Here is a 19,165-nt window from a genome sequence, read left to right on the forward strand (position 1 = left end):
AGGACACGGGATCGACGACCGGAAACGACCCAGGGGGCCAGGCAATGAAGAGGTTCGACCAGAAGCGCATGCCGAGATCAGGACTGACTCACGGCCTGGGCGTTATGCTCGTCATCGCGCTGCTCAACGGCTGCGACGCCCGTGGCGAAGCGGATGCCACCAATGCTCCACCGCCCCCGGAAGTGGATGTGGCCACGGTCCTGAGAGAGCCGGTGACGCTGAGAGAGACCTTCACGGGTCGCGTGGCGTCCCCGCAGACCATACAAGTCCGGCCACGGGTGAGTGGCTATATCGACGAAGTCGCCTTCGAGGAAGGCGAACTAGTCGAGGCGGGCGACCTGCTGTTTCGTATCGACCCCCGCCCCTACGAGGCTCGCGTCCAGGCCGCCAAGGCATCATTGGCACAGGCACGCAGCCAGCGTCAGCTCGCCGAGGTCGAGGCCGAACGGGCCAGTACCTTGATCGGCCGGCAGGCCATTTCCCGGGAGCAGCACGATCAGCGTCAGGCGGCCGCGCTCAATGCGCGGGCGCGGGAAACCGAGGCCGATGCCGCGCTGACCAGTGCCGAACTGGATCTGCAGTACACACGGGTTACCGCGCCGGTGGCAGGCCGCACCGGTCGCGCCATGATCACGAAGGGCAATCTCGCCAGTGCCGACCAGTCGGTGCTGACCACGCTGGTATCGGTGGATCCCTTGTACGTCTACTTCGACAGCAACGAGGCCGAAGCCCCCAGCGCTCAAGCGCTGCTCAATCAAGGAAAGACCGCCACGCTGCGCATCGGCCTGACCGGCGAAACGGGCTTTCCCCACCAGGGACAGCTGGATTTCGTGGACAACCAGATCAACGCGGATACCGGCACGCTGCGCTATCGAGCGGTTCTGCCCAACCCGGATGGCGCGTTCAGGCCCGGCCAATTCGCGCGGGTAGAAATGCCCGTGGCTCATCTGACAGAGGCGGTACTCGTGAATCGCAAGGCGGTGCTCGCCAATCAAGACCGGCGCTTCGTCTACGTGGTCGGCGATGACAACACCGTGACGCCCCGCCAAGTCCAGATCGGTCGCGAGGTGGGGGCTCTGGTGGTGGTTCGTGACGGGCTGAAGGCCGGTGAGCGGGTGATCGTCAACGGCACCCAGAAGGTGTTCGCCCCCGGCATGCCGGTCACGCCAAACCCGGTGGCCATGCGCGAGCCGAACACCGGCAATGACGTCGCCACGCGATCCTAGCGCTGCCTAAAGACGTTTCCCTCTCTCCCCGGAATGACAAGACGCGGTGGGCAGCGTCCCCACCGCCCAGGAGCCAGTCGTCATGAATTTTTCCCGCTTTTTCGTGGACCGGCCGATCTTCGCGGCGGTGCTCTCCATCGTCATCTTCGCGGTGGGGGCGATTTCCATTCCCAACCTGCCGGTCGGCGAGTATCCGGAGGTCGTGCCGCCCTCGGTGCTGGTGCGCACCACCTACCCGGGTGCCAACCCCAAGGAGATCGCGGAAACCGTGGCGACGCCGCTGGAGGAGGCGATCACCGGCGTCGAGGACATGATGTACTTCAAGTCCGTGGCCGGCTCCGATGGCGTGCTGCAGATGACCATCACCTTCCAGCCCGGGACGGATGCCGAACAGGCCACCGTGCGCGTCCAGAACCGGGTCAGCCAGGCGCTGGCGCGGTTGCCGGAAGCGGTGAGGCGACAGGGCGTGACCACCCAGAAGCAGTCCCCCACCTTCCTGATGGTGGTGCACCTGGTCTCGCCGGATGACAGCTACGATACCCTCTACCTGCGCAACTACGCGCGCCTGCACGTGCGCGACCAGCTGGCGAAGATTTCCGGTGTCGGCGAGGCGCAGCTGTTCGGCGGCGGCGATTACGCCATGCGCGCCTGGCTGGACCCCGACCGCATCGCCTCTCACGGTCTCACCGCCGGTGATGTGGTCGACGCCATGCGCGAACAGAACGTCCAGGTCTCCGCCGGCCAGATCGGTGCCGAGCCGATGCCGGACAGCGATTTCCTCACCCTGATCAACGCCAAGGGGCGCCTGTCCACCGAGCAGGAATTCGGCAACATCGTGCTCAAGGTCGGCGAGGATGGCGAGATCCTGCGACTTGGCGATGTCGCTCGGCTCGAGATGGGCGCGGGCGACTACACCCTGCGCTCCCGGCTGGACGGCAAGGAGGCGGTGGCGATCGGCATCTTCCAGTCGCCCGGCGCCAATGCCCTGCAGATTCGCGACCAGGTGGTCCGCACCATGGACGAGCTGGCCACCCGGTTCCCGCCGGGAGTGGAGTATCGCACCGTCTACGACACCACCCTGTTCGTCAGCGACTCGATCCGCTCGGTGGTCCAGACCCTGCTGGAGGCGATACTGCTGGTGGTGTTGGTGGTGACGCTGTTCCTGCAGACCTGGCGCGCTTCGCTGATTCCGCTGCTGGCGGTGCCGGTCTCGGTGGTGGGGACCTTCGCTGTGCTGTTGCTGCTAGGGTATTCGATCAACACCCTGACGCTGTTCGGGCTGGTGCTCGCCATCGGTATCGTGGTCGACGACGCCATCGTGGTGGTGGAGAACGTGGAGCGCAACATCGGCCAGGGGCTGGCGCCACGCGCCGCCGCGCATCAGGCGATGCGCGAGGTGTCCGGCCCGATCGTCGCCATCGGCCTGGTGTTGTGCGCGGTGTTCGTGCCGATGGCGTTCCTCTCCGGCGTGACCGGCCAGTTCTACCGCCAGTTCGCGGTGACTATCGCCATCTCGACGGTGATCTCGACGATCAACTCGCTGACCCTGTCACCGGCCCTGGCGGCGATGCTGCTCAGGCCCCACGACGCCCCGAAGGATCGCCTGACCCGGGTGATCGACGTCCTGTTCGGCTGGCTGTTCCGACCGTTCAACCGCTTCTTCAACGCCAGCTCCAGGCGCTACCAGGGCGTGGTGTCGAGGAGCCTGCGCCGTCGCGGCGCGGTGTTCGTGGTCTACCTGGTCCTGCTGGGGGCCACCGGCTATCTGTTGAAGATCGTGCCGCCAGGGTTCATTCCGGTGCAGGACAAGATGTACCTGATCGCTGGCGTGAAACTTCCCGAGGGCGCTTCGCTGGCACGCACCGATGCCCTGCTGCGTCAGGTGGTGGATATCGCCATGGAGACCGACGGCGTCGAACACGCCATCTCGTTTCCCGGTCTCAACGCGCTGCAGTTCACCAACACCGCCAACACCGGGTTGGCGTTCCTGACCCTGAAGCCGTTCGATCAGCGCACCCGCACCGCGGCGGAGATCAACGCCGAGATCGCCGGCAAGATCGGCGGTCTCAAGGATGGCATCGCGTTCTCGTTCATGCCGCCGCCGATCCTGGGTCTCGGCAACGGCTCCGGCTATCAGCTGTTCATCGAGGATCGCGGCGGCCTCGGCTACGGCCCGCTGCAGGAGGCAGTGACCGCCTTCCAGGGCGCGGTGGTGCAGACGCCGGGGATGAGCTATCCGATCACCAGCTACCAGGCCAACGTGCCCCAGCTCGACGCCGAGGTGGACCGACTCAAGGCCAAGACCCAGGGCGTGGCGGTGAGCGATCTTTTCGATACCCTGCAGACCTATCTTGGCTCCACCTACGTCAACGATTTCAACACCTTCGGCCGCACCTGGCAGGTCATCGCCCAGGCCGACGCGCCCTATCGCGACAGCGTCGAGGACATCGCCCGGCTGCGCACCCGCAACGCCCAAGGCGACATGGTGCCGATCGGCTCGATGATCGATATCCGCCAGAGCTTCGGCCCCGACCCGGTGCTGCGCTTCAACGGCTACCCGGCGGCGGACCTGGCCGGCGAGGCCGACCCGCGGGTGCTCTCCTCGCCCCAGGCGATGAGCGTCTTGACCGATATCGGCGCACGGGTACTGCCGGATGGCATCGACTTCGAATGGACCGACCTCAGCTATCAGCAGTCCACTCAGGGCAATGCCGCGCTGGTGGTGTTCCCGCTGGCGGTCCTGCTGGTGTTCTTGGTGCTGGCGGCGCTCTACGAAAGCTGGATCCTGCCGCTGGCGGTGATCCTGATCGTGCCGATGTGCCTGCTGTCGGCACTCGTCGGCGTCAGGCTCTCAGGCGGCGATACCAACGTCTTCGTCCAGGTGGGCCTGGTGGTGCTGATCGGGCTGGCCTGCAAGAACGCCATACTGATCGTCGAATTCGCCCGCGAGCTCGAGTTCCAGGGGCGCGGCGTGGTGGAAGCGGCACTGGAGGCCTGCCGGTTGCGGCTGCGTCCGATCATCATGACCTCGATCACCTTCACCGCAGCGGTGATACCGCTGGCGCTGGGGCACGGCGCCGGGGCCGAGGTGCGCCAGGCGCTGGGGATCGCGGTATTCGCCGGGATGCTCGGCGTGACCCTGTTCGGCCTGTTCCTGACGCCGGTCTTCTACGTCGCACTGCGCAAGCTGGCCGGTCCGCTCAGCCAGGATCACGGCTCGACGCTGGAAGGCGAAGATCACCGGCCGGAAAGCGACCCTGCCTGACCGGGAGCCACGGTCACCCCGGCAAATCGTTGGCAAGGAAGGGCTAATGCGTCACCCTGCTGGCAACGCCACCGGGAGCCGCTATCGTGACCGTTTCTCGCCGACTCTTCTTCGCCCTGTGGCCCGACGACACCACTCGCCGGGCGCTGGCCGCCGAGGCTCAGCGCCTGGCGCCACGCTGCGGCGGCTATCCGCTGCCCGCGGAGAACATGCATATCACGCTGGCGTTTCTGGGCAATGTCGACGAAGTCCGAATCGCCCCTCTCGTCGCCCTCGCGCAGGCCTGGCCGGCGCTGCAGGGCGAGTGGACGCTGGATCGGCTCGGGCATTTCCCCAAGCCCCGCATCGTCTGGGCGGGCAGCCAGGCGTCGAGTCCCGAGCTGATGGTGCTCGATGCCGAGCTCTGGCAGGCGCTGGCCCGTCACGGCTTCACCGCGCCGCAGCGTGACTTCACCCCGCATGTCAGCCTGGTGCGCCAAGCCGACCGCGCGGCACCGGAATCACGGTTGCCCACCCCGATCCGCTGGCGCTTCGACCATCTCGCCCTGGTGGAATCGCAGCTCGACGACAGCGGCTCGCGCTATCGGACACTGGCGGATAATCGCAGCCAAGGTTGAGACCATATAAACGTCGCTGGAATCTCCATGCACGCGCTCACTGTGCCATGTTGCCTCAAACATGAACCTTCTCACGCTGTGACCGGCAGAAAACGGAAAAGCGCCCGCAGGCGCTTTATTAGGAGTATCAGCAGGTTGGCGTCGACCGTCATCGCGTTGACACGGATTCGTCGTCGAAACGTCACATCCGACAAAGAAAAATGTCAGCCGTCTTTCGCGAGTCAGGCGTTTTCCGTAGCGGTCAGGAAACCGCCCTGTTTGAGAACGTCCTCGTAACCCTCGCGGAAAGTGGGATACTGAAAGCGGTAGCCGCTGTCACGCAGCCGGGTGTTGTCGCAGCGCTTGCTGGCCCGGCGCCGTAGCGGCGACTGAATGGTCTCGGTTAGCTCGACCTTGAGCTTTCCCGCCATCCACGTCATCACTTCGTGCAAAGGCGTCGGCTCGCAGTCACTGGCCAGATAGAGCGGCTCCAGCGGCTGGTCGTCCAGCGCCAGAGCGATCAAATGCGCCAGCACGCCCACGCAATCGTCGCGATGGATACGGTTGGAGTACATCGGCGGATTCGCCGCTGCGACGCGGCCTTCCTTGACCTGGCGGATCAACCGATCGCGCCCCGGGCCGTAGATCCCGGAGAAACGCACCACGGTGCCGGACATGGGGTGATCGAGCAGCGCTTGTTCGGCCTCGCGCATCAACAGCCCCGAGAACCCGGTGGGCTCGGTCTCGGAGGTTTCGTCGACCACTTCGCCCGCTTGCTGGGCATAGACGCCGGTCGATGAGACGAAAAACACGCGCTTGGGTGGCGTGGCGCGCGTCTCGAGTTCGCCGAGCACGGCCTTGAGCCCCTTGGGATACGCTTCGGCATAGGCGTTTTCGTCGAAGCGCGCAGCGCTTAGGATATAGACTACGGTGTCCGCGTCGGGCAAACGTGCCAGCGTAGCGGGGTCCGTGACGTCTAGTGCCAGGGCCTCGATGCCTGTTTCCGCGAGCGGCGCAACCTGGCGGCGCACGCCGATCACCCGCTGGCCAGCGTCGATCAACCGCTTACCTAGCTGGATACCAATGTCGCCGCAACCAATAATCAGAGTCGTTTTCTTCACCTTTCCCTAGCCTCTTGGTAAAAGTCCTTGATAAAAAGTCTTTGGCAAAAAGTCCCTTGCATCGAATACCTTAGTGAATCCATCGCGTAGCCTAGGAGGCCCGAAAAGGCCCAGCCCATGACCCTAACAGAACTTCGTTATATCGTAACCTTGGCTCAAGAGCACCACTTCGGGCGCGCTGCCGAGCGTTGCTACGTCTCCCAGCCCACACTTTCGGTGGCCGTCAAGAAACTGGAAGACGAACTGGGCATCGCCCTGTTCGAGCGTTCCAAATCCACCGTACAGGTCACACCACTGGGCGAGAAGATCGTTGCTCAGGCGCATCGGGTGCTGGAACAAGCCGGCCTCATCAAGGAAATGGCCACTGAAGGCAAGGACCAGTTGGCAAGCCCGCTGCGCATTGGGGCGATCTACACCATCGGACCTTACCTGTTTCCGCACCTGATACCCGAGCTGGCGCGTCACGCCCCACAGATGCCACTGTACATCGAAGAAGGCCTGACGGGTGATCTACGCCGCAAGTTGCGCAGTGGTGAGCTGGACGCCGTGATCGTCGCCCTGCCGTTCAACGAGCCGGATGTGCTGACCAAGGCGATCTACGAAGAGCCTTTCGAAGTGCTGTTACCCGCCGGCCATCCATGGACACGCAAGACCGCGGTCGCCAAGGAAGACTTGCTCCAGGAAAAGCTGCTGCTGTTGGGCGAGGGACACTGTTTTCGTGACCAGATCCTTGAGGCTTGCCCCGCCATCAACAATCAACTCAATAATCCGGGCAACACTCTGATCGCCGAGGGCGGCTCGCTGGAAACCATTCGCCACATGGTGGCCTCGGGGCTGGGCATCACGGTGCTACCCAAGTCGGCCATCGGCACCAGCCATTATGAATCGGGACTGCTCGAAAGCCGGCCCTTTGCCAATAGCGTACCCAGCCGCACGGTGGCCATCGCCTGGCGTGCCAGCTTCCCCAGGCCCAAGGCCATCGATGCCCTGACCACGGCCATCGAGACATGCCAACAGCAGCGTATCCAGGCGGCATGAGCACTGACATAAAGGCTATGGATGCGCCGGTCAGCGAACTCACCGGCGTGGGCGAGGCGCTGGCCGCCAAGCTCGCCCGGCTGGGTATCGCCAGCATCGCCGATATGCTCTTTCATCTGCCGTTGCGCTATCAGGACCGGACACGCATCACGCCGATCGGCACGCTGCGCGCCGGTACCGAAGCCGTGGTCGAGGGCGATATCGCCGCTGCCGATATCGTCAAGGGACGGCGGCGCAGCCTGCTGGTGCGCCTCAAGGATGGTTCGGGCATCCTCAGCCTGCGTTTCTTCCACTTTTCGCCCGCGCAGCAACAGCAGTTCACGCGTGGCTTGCGTGTGCGTGCCTTCGGCGAGGCCCGCGCTGGCGCTACGGGCCTCGAGATCTATCATCCCGAGTACCGCTTGCTGCATCAGGAAGACGCCCCGGTCGAGGAACACCTGACGCCGATCTACCCCACCACCGAGGGCTTGACCCAACCACGCCTGCGCGGCCTGATCCAGCAGGCACTCAAGCAACTCGATGCCGCGCCCGACGCCTTGCCGGATTGGATTCCCGACGCCCTGCGCCAGCGCTTTCGCCTGCCGGGGCTGCTCGAGTCGCTGCGTTACCTGCACGAACCGCCTCCCGAGGCGCCGGTGGAACGCCTTGCCGAAGGGCGTCATCCCGCCCAGCGACGCCTGGCGTTGGAAGAACTGCTTGCCCATCAACTCAGCCTGCGGCAGGTGCGCCTGCGCATCCAGACCGACAGCGCGCCCGCACTGGGCGGTGGGCGTAGCCTGCAGGCACGTTTTTTGACCCAGTTGCCGTTCTCGCTGACCGGCGCGCAGCGCCGCGTCCTCGACGAAATCAGCCACGATCTGGAACGCGCCACCCCCATGCTGCGCCTGGTCCAGGGTGACGTCGGCTCAGGCAAGACCGTGGTCGCTGCCATGGCGGCACTGGCGGCCATCGCCGGTGACTGTCAGGCGGCCATCATGGCGCCTACCGAAATCCTCGCCGAGCAGCATTATCGCAACTTCCGCGATTGGTTTACGCCGCTGGGCATCGAGGTCGGCTGGCTGGCGGGCAAGCTCAAGGGCAAGGCGCGCCTGGACACCAAGGCGGCAATCGCCGATGGTCGCGTTCAGGTCGCGGTGGGCACGCACGCGCTGTTTCAGGACGACGTGCACTTTCACCGCCTGGGCCTGGCGATCATCGACGAACAGCACCGCTTTGGCGTTCACCAGCGACTGGCGCTACGCCAGAAGGGCGAAGCCGGCGGCCTCACGCCACACCAGTTGATCATGACCGCCACACCGATTCCGCGCACGCTGGCGATGAGCGCCTACGCCGATCTCGACCTGTCGATGATCGACGAGCTACCGCCCGGCCGCACGCCGGTCAAAACGGTGGCAGTCCCCGACGAGCGTCGTCCCGAAGTGATCGAGCGCATTCGTCGCGCCTGCGCCGAGGGCCATCAGGCTTACTGGGTGTGCACGCTCATCGAAGAATCCGAAGCCTTGACCTGCCAGGCCGCCGAGGCGACCCATGAACACCTCAGCGAAGCGCTGCCCGACCTGGCCATCGGCCTGGTGCATGGGCGCATGAAAGCGGCAGAAAAGGCCGAGGTAATGGAGGCATTCAAGACGGGCGAGCTGGATCTTCTCATCGCCACCACGGTGATCGAGGTCGGCGTCGATGTGCCCAATGCCAGCTTGATGATCATCGAAAACCCCGAGCGTTTGGGGCTCTCGCAGTTGCATCAGCTTCGTGGCCGCGTGGGGCGCGGCGCCACCGAGAGCTTCTGCGTGCTGCTGTATCATCCGCCGCTGTCGCAGCACTCGCGAGAACGGTTAGGGGTGATGCGCGATACCACCGATGGTTTTCGTATCGCCGAGAAGGACCTGGAGCTGCGCGGTCCTGGCGAAGTACTCGGCACTCGCCAGACGGGCCTGGCGCAGATGAAGATCGCCGACCTGGAGCGCGATCGTGATCTGCTCGACACCATCAGCCCCCTGGCGCGTGCGCTGCTCGACGAGGCGCCGGAGGCCGCCACGCCCTTGATCCGCCGTTGGCTGGGCGAAGACGCCGGACATTACGGGCAGGTGTAAACCCAGGCGGGCACCGCCCGGCCGTCATGATGGCTTGGAGTCATCCTCGGCCTGGCCGGCCTGGCGCTCCCACTTGCCCGCCTTGGCCAGTGCCATGATGACCTCGCGGGCAATGGCACGCTGACTCGGCGGCAAGCCAGCGAAGGCTTCCAGTGTCTCGCGCTCGCGATAACTCAGCGCTTCCCACAGATGATCGCTCTCGTGGACGCGGTGCTGCACCGGCGCACCGAAGCGCAAGGCGGCTGGCGGCACTTTCAGCCACTCGGCGAGAACCACGAGCTTTTCCTGAGTGGGCAGAGTTTCGCCGCGCAGCCAACGGCGCACGCCGTGCAGCGTCACTGGGCGTCCCGGATTGCGCAGGTTGAACTCACGCTCCAGCACGGCGGGCTTGGGCGCATAGCCGGCCTGTTGCATGGCCTCGCGCAGGCGTTGGGCGAATTGGGTCTTGGCGTCTTCCATGCCTGCACAGTAAGGCGTCTCGCCCCCATGCGACGTAACCATTCCGTTGCTTTTTTGAAGATCGGGCAACACTACCGGTTACGTTGCGTGACGTCGATTATCCCGAGATAGCAGTGACTTACCCGTGACGCCGTCATTCGCGCGAGGCCTGGATCGACAAACGCCCCGCCGCCTCGCTCAACGCGACCAGTTGACGACTGATCAACGCCAGTTGGTTCTGCAGCAAGCGGCGTTCATCACACGTTTCCTCGGCGGCGGACGCCTCCAGCAAGCCGGCATGCCGCATCAGGGAGTCCTTGCACGGCGTGACCGTTTCGCCCGCAGCGAGCTGGCGCGCCACGCGCGCCAGCGTCTCGGCCACGTCATCGGCCGCCGCCGTCACCGCGGTGTTGTCTTCCCCCGCGGCACCGGCCGTCCCTCGATGGGCCCCCAGTGCCGAGAGATAACTCAACAGGGTGTGCGAATGCACCAGAAAACGTAGCCCGGCATCGGCATCCTTGCGAAAGTGTCCCGGCTCCAGCAGAACATTGCCCAGCGTCGTGGAAAGCGCCGCGTCGGCATTATGAGCGTTGCGCCGTGCCAACCGATAGGTAAGGTCGTCGCGCTTGCCTCGCGCGTACTGGTCAAGGATCGCGCGCAGATAAGCCGCACTGGCTTCGAGTGTCGTCGCCGCTTGACGGTGCAGCCCGCGCCCTTGCCAATCGGGCAGGATCACCAGCACCGCCAGGCCCGCGATGGCGGCGCCCAGTAGGGTATCGAACAGACGCGGCCAGATCAGCCCGAAGCCGTCGCCGACTTGATTGAAACAGAACAGCACCATCAGAGTGATGGAAGCCGTCGCCAGTGTGTAATGATGCGCACGGGTAGCGAAAAAGGCGACGCCGGCGGCCACCGTGATCAACGCCTGGACAGGCTCGGTGGGAAATAGCGTGATCAGCGCCCAACCGGCGACCAACCCCATCACCGTGCCTTGGATACGCTGACGCAGAAAACGCCGCGTAGCCCCGAAATTGGGCCGGCACACGAATACGCTAGTGAGCAGGATCCAGTACCCCTGGGTGGGATGAATCCAGTGCAGCAAGCCATAGCCCACTACCAGCGTCACGCTCAAGCGTAGCGCATGGCGAAACACCGGTGATGCCAGGCTGATATGCGCCTGGAGACGTTCGGCAACGTCGCTCAGCCCACGTGGCGAGCGGTCGAACAGACTGCTGTCCTCGTGATCGGCCCGCGCGTCGGGATTGTCGGCACCGGCCAGCTTGTCTTCCAACGTGGCGAGGTTATCGGCCAGCGCCGACAACGAGCTCAGCAGGTCGCGCCATTCGTCGCGTCCCTGGGCATACAGGTTGTTCAGGGATGCGTTGAAATCCTCCAGCGCCTGGGCGCTGGGGCCGTGATCGAAAGGACGATCGAGAAGCAACGCACGACTCAAGGCCTTGCAGGCACGCCCTTGCTGATCAAGCAGACGCTGGGCACGAAAGAGGATGTCGTGATGGAAGAACGTCTCGGCCAACGCGCCATACGGATAATGCGAGGAACTCGCTCGCTCATGGATGTCCTGCGCGATGAAGTAGAGCCGCAGGTAACGATTGAGCTTGCGCCCGCCGCGCTGGCCTTCGAGGCGTCGGAAAATCATTTCCTTGCTCTGGTTGAGCGCCGCCACCACGCGACCATTCTGCTGGGCCAGCGCCAGACGCTGCTGCTCGATATCCATCCCTCTGAGCGGCTCGAAAAGCGCCGACTTGAGGCGCAAGTACACGCCCAACTCGCGAAAGACGTGCGCCAGGCTCAACTTGAGCGGATGACGCGAGAACAAGGCGCACCACACCACCGAGATCGCCCCGTACCAGGCCGCGCCCGAGACCAGCAGCAACGGCTCGCCCCACAGCCCGTCCAGTGCCACACCGCCGTGCTGCTCAAGACTGATCATGGTGTAGATGGCAAGAATCAGGGTCGCGGTGGCGATGGTCGCATAGCGCTGCCCCACCGCACCGAGCATGGTCATGCCGAAACTCGACACCCCAAGGCCCACCGCGAAGATCACGGGATGCGCAAACGTCAGTTCCACCGACAACGCGGCAACGGCGAAACATACCAGCGTCACCAGCAACGCCTGCAGACGCCCCTGCCAGGTATCGTCGGTCTCCGCCAGGGCACTGGCGATGATGCCCAGGAACAGCGGGATCAGCTTGCCCATGTCGTCGAGATACCAGCACAGCGCCATGACGCCGGCCAGAGCGATGAACACACGCAAGCTGTAGGCGAAGGACTCCAGGGTCCAGAGGCGTCTGAGCGGTTGGGTCAACGACGTCGGCAGCATATATCTCGGTCGGACGGTAACAAGCCAGGAAGTCGCGCCATGCACGACACTACGACTTTAGTATAACGAATCCGACCGAGACATGGCGATGCCCGTCGCGCGCACCAGGCGTCACGACACCGCACAGCGGAGCTAGCGTAGATGCTTGAGCAATCCCTGCAAGCGTTCCAGATCGCGCGAATCGCCGACCAGACGTAGACGACCACTTTGCAAACCGTCGAAGAACGCACGCGCCGTGGGGCGCTTGAGAAACGCCACGCCAGCATGGGCATCGCGAAAGCGCAATTCCAGATCAAGATCGATGGGTAAGCCCGGCGCATCCTCGATGGCCTCGGGGCGCATACGGTAATGGCGTGCGAGGCTGAGATCCTCGGTGGCGACGCCCCAATCGAAGCGTTGCATGTCCGAGAGTTTCTGCTGAAAACGCGGATTGCGACGTCGAGCACGCTTGAGCATAACACCCAACAGCCACAGCATCAGACGCAGTTTCATGCGCGCCTCGCCACATAGAAAAAGAGGGGAAAGGAGAAGAAATTGCACGGAGCGCCGGTGAATAGATGGCCCGAACACTCCGTGCCATCACTCACTTCACGGCGTCCTTGAGCGCCTTGCCGGGCTTGAACGCCACGGTCTTGCTCGCCGGAATGGTCAGCGGCTTACCCGTCTGCGGATTCTTGCCGGTACGCGCGGCACGCTCGCGGACGGTGAAGGCACCGAACCCGATCAGCGAGACATCCTGGCCCTTGGAGACGGTACCTGTGATCTCATCGAGAATGACATTAAGGACCTGACTGGCCTTGTCCTTGGAAAGATCGGCGCGATCGGCGATCGCCGCGGCGAGTTCTGGCTTGCGCATAAAGCCCTCCTGGTTTGGCAACGAATGCGACACCTTTGAGATATCGCTTGTTGTTTTTCAATGAGCGAAACAAGCGCCACGCCATCGGCGCAGCGCTGACACTACCCACCTACTGCGCCAGACCGGTACCCACCGGCATGACGACCTAAGCTAGGGTAGCAACGGCGGGGCGGCCCGCGCCAGCTCGACTTTCCGACGTACGCAAGCGCCTGTCAATGCAAACCCTTGCAAATAGCCGTTTTCGTCCTCGGCGAGCGCACTGAGATCGCTACCCTCGCCCTCGATCCGCCAGCGTGCCGGCGACTGGCGTGGCGGCAGGGCCACTACCGGGCAAAGCGGTGTCTTGACCACCACCGGCCAGGCGCCATAGGCCACCGGCGTCGGCGTGCCGGTCAAGGTGGCCGCCAGTGCCTTGGCACTGGCCTGGAGCGGCTGAACGTACATGGCATTGAGCCCTGCCACACAGGCGCAATCCCCCAACGCATGGATACGCGGCGCGGAAGTCGCCAGGTAACGATCGGTCTGGATGCCCGCGGTCGACGTCTCGAGGCCGGCGGCATCGGCAAGCTCGGTGCGCGGCGTGAGCCCGGTGGCGATCAGCACAAGGTCGGCGGGCAAGGTGTCGCCGTCATCGAGCGTCAGCACCACCGTCTCGCCATCGCGCTGCAAGCTCGCAACGGTGCGTCCCAGCCGCATGTCGATGCCGGCGTCGTGCATTGCACCGCCCAGCACGCGGCCCAGGGCCGGCGGCAGCAAGCGCGCCAGCGGTGCCGCTTCGGGCGCGACCAGGGCAACGCGATGCCCTCCGGCCAGCAAGTCGTCGGCGAACTCGCAGCCCACCAGTCCGGCACCGACGATCGCCACGCGCGCGGCGCCGCCATGGCGCGATAAGGCGGCATGGAAAAGCCGATAGTCGTCGAGATCGTTGATGGTGAAGACGCGATCACGCACCTCGTCCGCCACCGTGAAGGGCGCACTGGGTGCGGCCCCAGTGGCCAATACCAGCTCGCCGTAGGGTAGACGTTCCACGCCGATAGCAAGCGTCTGCGTCTGCGGGTCGATGGCATCGACCCGCGTGTGCGTGCGCATTGTCATCTGGAGCGCATCGGCCACGTCGATGGGGGAGCGCATCGCCAAACGCTCAGGCAACATCCCCTTGGCAAAGCCCGTGGACAAAAGCGGTTTCGAATAGTCGGCGCCACTATCGGCGGTAATCAAGGTGATGGCGCGCCGCGCATCGCGAGCACGTACCTGCCGGGCCAGGCCCAGGCCGGCCATGCCGCTGCCGACGATGATCAAAGGGTCGCTCATTGGCGCCTCGTGCTACGCATGTCAGAAAATGATGATGCGGCGATATGACAGCTCGAACGCCGCAAGCGCGGACGCCGCCATAGCGCATCGTACACGCATGATACACTCATGTACTTTGAGCCTGATTTTACGCATGGCACACGACAGTTTCAGCGCTGGCCCACACTGGCTACCGGCCGCCGCCCAGCGCCCCCGCATGAGCCCCGCTTGGTGGCGCTGGGTGGCCTCGCGCGACTCGCTGACCGCGCGCCTGCGCGCCGCCAGCACACGGCCCTTCGGGGTACGGCTGCTCGCTCAGGGAATCAGCCGCCCCCGGCACGACGAGGCCCAAGCGCTTGAGCTCGACCCCCGAGCCCGTATCTGGCGGCGCGAAGTCATGCTGATGCTGGGCGAAACACCGTGGGTCGCGGCACGTTCGGTCGCCCCACTGGCATCGCTTCACGGCGCGCGACTACAGTCGCTGGGAACACGTTCGCTGGGCAGTTGGCTGTTTCGCCAACCCGGCCTCGAACGTGGCCCTATCGAGATCATTCGGTCACCGACACCCACGCTCGTGACGGCACACGGTCGCGTCACGCCCTGGGGACGACGTTCGATCCTGCGCCTGGGGCGTACGTCGATTCTCGTACAGGAGTTCTTTCTCGATGCCATGACCGCTGACCTCGCGTTGCCATCGCGCTAAGCTGGCTGTGCACGTTTTCATAGGCACGTTGCTTTTTCACAGACACATTGCTTTTCACAGCCACGTTGTTACAGGAGAGCCCGATGTCCGCCGATTCATCCGACGCCACGCGCCCCACCGGCCTGGCCCGCGTGCCGGATTTCCTGCGCCTGACACGACTCGACCGCCCCATCGGCACCTGGCTGCTGATGTGGCCGACGTTGTGGGCGCTGTGGCTGGCGGCCGAGGGCATCCCCGAACGCGGTACGCTGCTGATCTTCGTCATCGGCGTGTACGTGATGCGTGCCGCCGGTTGCGTGGTCAACGACTACGCCGATCGCCATTTCGATGGGCACGTCAAGCGTACCCGCGACCGGCCACTGGCCACCGGACGCATCACCGAGAAAGAAGCCAAGGTGCTCTTCGCGGGCCTGGTGATCGTTGCCTTCGGCCTGGTCTGCCTGACCAATCTGCCAACCGTGCTGCTGTCCTTCGCGGCACTGGCCCTGGCGGCCACCTATCCGTTCATGAAGCGCTATACGCATTTCCCGCAGGTAGTGCTGGGGGCGGCTTTCTCTTGGGGTATTCCCATGGCCTTCATGGCCATTCAGCGCCAGGTACCGCTCGAGGCGTGGTTGCTACTGGCCGCCAACGTCGCCTGGACGGTGGCCTACGACACCGAATACGCCATCGTCGACCGCGACGACGACCTCAAGGTAGGGATCAAGTCCACGGCGGTCCTGTTCGGCCGCGCCGACCGGCTGATAATCGGACTATTGCAGGGCGTAACCGTCGTGCTGCTCGCCTGTATCGGCCTGCGTTTGGCGCTGGGCGGTTTCTTCTGGCTGGGGCTGGCCGCCATGGTGGCAATCTTCGTCTATCAGCACTCTTTGATTCGTTATCGCGAACGCGATCCTTGCTTCCGCGCCTTCCTCAACAATCATTGGGCCGGGCTGGTGACCTTCGCGGGCATCGCCCTGTCGTTATGGCCTATGTGACGCTATGAGCTATAGGTAAAGAGCACGATTGTCACGAAGCTGTCACATTAGCGCGTTGTAATCGTCATGCTGATGTCATTCATGAGTGATTCGCTTCATCGCGATCCGCAAGAGGCCCACGCCCATGACCGCCAAGACCGTGCTCATCGTCGATGACGAGGCGTCCATCCGCGAAATGATCGCGGTGGCGCTGGAAATGGCCGACTACCGCGTGCTGGAAGCCGACAATGCCCAGACGGCGCACGCCATGGTGGTCGACGACCAGCCCGATCTATTGCTGCTGGATTGGATGATGCCCGGCACCAGCGGCATCGAACTGGCACGGCGTCTCAAGCGCGATACCGCCACCGCCGAGCTGCCGATCATCCTGCTCACCGCCAAGAGCGAGGAAGACAACAAGATTCAGGGGCTGGAAGCCGGCGCCGATGACTACATCACCAAGCCGTTCTCGCCGCGGGAACTGGTGGCACGCCTCAAGGCCGTGCTACGACGCGCCACGCCCACCGGGGTCGAGGATACGGTGGAAATCGACGGCTTGCGTCTCGACCCCGTCAGCCACCGGGTCAGCGCCAATGGCGAGGCACTGGACGTGGGCCCCACTGAGTATCGGCTCCTGCAGTTCTTCATGACGCATCAGGAGCGTGCCTACACCCGTAGCCAGTTGCTCGACCAAGTCTGGGGTGGCAATGTCTACGTCGAGGAGCGCACCGTCGACGTACATATTCGCCGCCTGCGCAAGGCGCTCGGCGATGACCACCAACACCTCATCCAGACGGTACGCGGCACCGGTTATCGCTTCTCCACCAAGGAGTAGCGCACGTGTATTATTGGACCAATGAACTATGGCGTCTGGCATACCTCGTCATCGGTCTCGGTGCCCTCGGATGGTTATTGGGTGCGCCCGGCTGGGGGTTGGCCGCCGGTCTGGGCCTCTATGTCTACCTGCATCTGCGCCATTTGCGCGCTCTGTATGTCTGGCTGACCCAGCATCCGCATGATACGCCACCGGTCGGCGCCGGGGTCTGGGGCGACCTGTTCGACCGCCTCTACAAGTATCAGAAGACCCAGCGTCAATCGCAGGCCCGCCTGCGCGACATCATCCGCCGCGTACAGGACTCCTGCGAAGCGATGCGCGATGCTGTGGTCATGCTCGACCGGCACGGCGACCTGGAGTGGTGGAACAGCGCTGCGGCCCAGATGCTTGGCTTTCAAACGCCCCATGATCGCGGCCAGCACATCACCAACTTCCTGCGCGATCCGAGCTTCGTGGCTTATTTCAATGCCCGCGATTACCGCGAACCGCTGACCTTGGCCTCGCCGATACGCGATGACGTGACGCTGCAATACCAGGTCACGCTATTCGGCGATAACGAAAGACTGGTCATGGCCCGCGATATCTCGCGACTACATCGCCTGGAAGAAATGCGGCGCGATTTCGTCGCCAACGTCTCCCACGAACTGCGTACCCCGCTCACCGTGTTGACCGGTTATCTTGAGACCTACCTCGATCAGGCCGACCAATTGCCATCGCGCTGGCAGCGTGGCCTCGGCCAGATGCAGGAACAGACCCAGCGCATGCAGAACCTGGTCGAGGACCTGCTGTTGCTGTCGAAACTGGAAACCGATCAGACCCGTGATGACCCGGCCCCGCTGGACATGGCCACGCTGCTGGAAAACATTCGCGACGATGCCGCCAACCTCTGCGCTGGCAGTCACGAAATAGCTCTGGATATCCACGCCGACCACTGCCTGTTGGGTGACGAAGGCGAGATACGCAGCGCCGTCTCCAACCTGGTCTTCAACGCCGTGCGGTACACACCGGCGGGTAGCACCGTCACGCTGCGCTGGAAGGCCTGGAAGGAAGGGGCCGCGGTTGAGGTCGAGGACGACGGCGAAGGGATCGACCCGGTACACCTGCCACGCCTCACCGAGCGTTTCTACCGCGTCGACAAGGGGCGCAGCGCCGCCAACGGCGGCACCGGCCTGGGCCTGGCCATCGTCAAGCACGTCCTGCTGCGCCACGACGCACACCTCGATATCGACAGCCACCCTGGCCAGGGCGCGCTCTTTCGCTGCGTATTCCCCGCCACGCGCGTGCACGCCGCTCCCGAAGAAGAACGACGTGCCATGGGCGGCGACTAGCCCTCAGCGTGGCATCCCTCTGGGAAGGATCTCCAAAGCTGATGGCTCAGCTAGATAGAAAAAAGAGTGTCCACGCGAATGTGGACACTCACCACGTAAAGCCCGCCAAGAAGAGCAACTCTTCAGGTTCGACGTTAACTATCTAATGACGCTCCCACTCATGCTGCCTGCACGTCGATACGTCGAGTGCGGTGGCTATCTTTCTTGGGTAGCGTCAGCGTCAAGACGCCATTGTCGATAGTGGCCGTAATGGCATCGCCATCTATCTCGTGGCTGAGATTGAAACGCCGTGCGAATCGTTGTCCGCGGACTTCGGCATGCAATGCGCTCAGCCCTTCCGGCATGTTCAAGGCTATGTCGCCTTCCAGGCTCAGCACGTTGTTGTCGATTTCCACTGTAAGCGACTCGTGCGTCACACCGGGCATATCCGCTACCAGCTTGAGAACGTCGGACTCCTCGACGATATCCACCGCCGGTAGCAGAGTGTCCTGTGAACGCTTTTCCTGATCACGCTGTTGGAGCGGAGAGTGAGAGGATGAACGAACGACGTTATTCATGGTGCATACCTCCTTGATCCAAGAGGACCGATGTCCTTCAAGCCGCCTTGACTTCGATACGTCGCGGCTTGAGTTCCTCTCGCTTGGGCAACACGATCTCGAAGACACCATGGGCATGGCACGCCTCGGCACGCTCGGCGTCAAGGCCATCCGGCAATGCGACCGCACGCACGAACTCGCCACTGGCGCGCTCGCGACGAAAGACCGGACGCGCACTGCCATCTTCGTTACTGGCTATCGAAGAATCGCGCCGACCACGCAAGGTCAGAACGTTATCCTGAACATCGATGGTCAACTCCGACGGCGACAGCCCTGCGGCAAATACGTATACCCGCACCGCGTCGTCGCTTCGCGCCACATTGATCATCGGGAAACTCCCATGTGGCACCGCGCGAAGGTCCATCGCGTTGCCGTCATGCAAGAAGCCATCCAGCAGTTGACGGAACCAGTCCAATTGCTGGGGTGATCCCGTCTCGAAACGCTTGATATCGTCGAACATAGCGAACACCTCCTACATTAGACAGA

General features: G+C 63.8%; 17 protein-coding genes. 9 read left to right on the plus strand and 8 right to left on the minus strand.

Features of this window, described 5'->3' with window-relative positions; translation table 11 throughout:
• Positions 1 to 44: 44 nt before the first annotated feature.
• From LUN51_RS04525 to thpR, 3 genes are all read left to right on the plus strand, one after another.
• On the plus strand, positions 45 to 1,226 hold the full coding sequence (locus tag LUN51_RS04525; RefSeq protein ID WP_277810320.1) for an efflux RND transporter periplasmic adaptor subunit: 1,182 nt from the start codon (positions 45 to 47) through the stop codon (positions 1,224 to 1,226).
• Positions 1,227 to 1,308: 82 nt separating this feature from the next.
• A complete protein-coding gene (locus tag LUN51_RS04530; RefSeq protein ID WP_277810321.1) occupies positions 1,309 to 4,491 on the plus strand; it encodes an efflux RND transporter permease subunit in 3,183 nt (1,060 codons plus the stop codon).
• An 86-nt stretch (positions 4,492 to 4,577) separates the two neighbouring features.
• Positions 4,578 to 5,108: an RNA 2',3'-cyclic phosphodiesterase gene (gene thpR, locus LUN51_RS04535; protein ID WP_277810322.1), complete on the plus strand. Its 531-nt coding sequence runs from the start codon at positions 4,578 to 4,580 to the stop codon at positions 5,106 to 5,108.
• 221 nt (positions 5,109 to 5,329) lie between these two features.
• Here the strand turns inward: thpR and LUN51_RS04540 are convergent, their stop codons facing one another.
• Positions 5,330 to 6,208, minus strand: a complete 879-nt coding sequence (locus LUN51_RS04540; RefSeq protein WP_277810323.1) for an SDR family oxidoreductase — start codon at positions 6,206 to 6,208, stop codon at positions 5,330 to 5,332.
• Positions 6,209 to 6,325: 117 nt separating this feature from the next.
• Here LUN51_RS04540 and LUN51_RS04545 point away from each other — a divergent pair, with 117 nt between their 5' ends.
• Both LUN51_RS04545 and recG read left to right on the plus strand, forming a co-directional pair.
• Entirely contained in the window at positions 6,326 to 7,246 is a 921-nt protein-coding gene (locus LUN51_RS04545) for a hydrogen peroxide-inducible genes activator (RefSeq protein WP_277810324.1), read from the plus strand.
• The gene (gene recG, locus LUN51_RS04550) at positions 7,243 to 9,336 is read left to right on the plus strand and encodes an ATP-dependent DNA helicase RecG (RefSeq protein WP_281504125.1); all 2,094 of its coding nucleotides are present in this window, start codon (positions 7,243 to 7,245) and stop codon (positions 9,334 to 9,336) included. Before LUN51_RS04545 ends, recG begins: the two co-directional genes overlap by 4 nt.
• Before the next feature lie 24 nt (positions 9,337 to 9,360).
• On the opposite strand, the gene LUN51_RS04555 is transcribed toward recG, so the two are convergent.
• The 5 genes from LUN51_RS04555 to LUN51_RS04575 all read right to left on the minus strand — a co-directional run bounded on the left by LUN51_RS04555 (position 9,361) and on the right by LUN51_RS04575 (position 14,282).
• Positions 9,361 to 9,837: an XRE family transcriptional regulator gene (locus LUN51_RS04555; RefSeq protein ID WP_277810325.1), complete on the minus strand. Its 477-nt coding sequence runs from the start codon at positions 9,835 to 9,837 to the stop codon at positions 9,361 to 9,363.
• A 91-nt stretch (positions 9,838 to 9,928) separates the two neighbouring features.
• Positions 9,929 to 12,115, minus strand: a complete 2,187-nt coding sequence (yccS, locus tag LUN51_RS04560; protein WP_277810326.1) for a YccS family putative transporter — start codon at positions 12,113 to 12,115, stop codon at positions 9,929 to 9,931.
• A 132-nt stretch (positions 12,116 to 12,247) separates the two neighbouring features.
• A complete protein-coding gene (locus LUN51_RS04565; protein ID WP_246894880.1) occupies positions 12,248 to 12,607 on the minus strand; it encodes a hypothetical protein in 360 nt (119 codons plus the stop codon).
• A 91-nt stretch (positions 12,608 to 12,698) separates the two neighbouring features.
• Complete coding sequence (locus LUN51_RS04570; RefSeq protein ID WP_040240342.1) at positions 12,699 to 12,971, minus strand: HU family DNA-binding protein; 273 nt, start codon at positions 12,969 to 12,971, stop codon at positions 12,699 to 12,701.
• A gap of 150 nt (positions 12,972 to 13,121) precedes the next feature.
• On the minus strand, positions 13,122 to 14,282 hold the full coding sequence (locus LUN51_RS04575; protein WP_277810327.1) for an FAD-dependent oxidoreductase: 1,161 nt from the start codon (positions 14,280 to 14,282) through the stop codon (positions 13,122 to 13,124).
• A gap of 133 nt (positions 14,283 to 14,415) precedes the next feature.
• Here LUN51_RS04575 and LUN51_RS04580 point away from each other — a divergent pair, with 133 nt between their 5' ends.
• From LUN51_RS04580 to phoR, 4 genes are all read left to right on the plus strand, one after another.
• Positions 14,416 to 14,964: a chorismate--pyruvate lyase family protein gene (locus LUN51_RS04580; protein WP_277810328.1), complete on the plus strand. Its 549-nt coding sequence runs from the start codon at positions 14,416 to 14,418 to the stop codon at positions 14,962 to 14,964.
• Between the two features lie 83 nt (positions 14,965 to 15,047).
• Entirely contained in the window at positions 15,048 to 15,941 is an 894-nt protein-coding gene (ubiA, locus tag LUN51_RS04585) for a 4-hydroxybenzoate octaprenyltransferase (protein ID WP_277810329.1), read from the plus strand.
• Between the two features lie 124 nt (positions 15,942 to 16,065).
• Positions 16,066 to 16,755, plus strand: a complete 690-nt coding sequence (gene phoB, locus LUN51_RS04590) for a phosphate regulon transcriptional regulator PhoB (protein ID WP_246894876.1) — start codon at positions 16,066 to 16,068, stop codon at positions 16,753 to 16,755.
• A gap of 5 nt (positions 16,756 to 16,760) precedes the next feature.
• Entirely contained in the window at positions 16,761 to 18,083 is a 1,323-nt protein-coding gene (gene phoR / locus LUN51_RS04595) for a phosphate regulon sensor histidine kinase PhoR (protein ID WP_277810330.1), read from the plus strand.
• A gap of 158 nt (positions 18,084 to 18,241) precedes the next feature.
• Here the strand turns inward: phoR and LUN51_RS04600 are convergent, their stop codons facing one another.
• The gene (locus tag LUN51_RS04600) at positions 18,242 to 18,640 is read right to left on the minus strand and encodes an Hsp20/alpha crystallin family protein (RefSeq protein ID WP_277810331.1); all 399 of its coding nucleotides are present in this window, start codon (positions 18,638 to 18,640) and stop codon (positions 18,242 to 18,244) included.
• A gap of 37 nt (positions 18,641 to 18,677) precedes the next feature.
• Positions 18,678 to 19,139, minus strand: a complete 462-nt coding sequence (locus LUN51_RS04605; protein ID WP_277810332.1) for an Hsp20/alpha crystallin family protein — start codon at positions 19,137 to 19,139, stop codon at positions 18,678 to 18,680.
• Positions 19,140 to 19,165: the final 26 nt, after the last annotated feature.

Source organism: Chromohalobacter canadensis (genome assembly GCF_029544075.1).
Classification (GTDB): Bacteria; Pseudomonadota; Gammaproteobacteria; order Pseudomonadales; family Halomonadaceae; genus Chromohalobacter; species Chromohalobacter canadensis_A.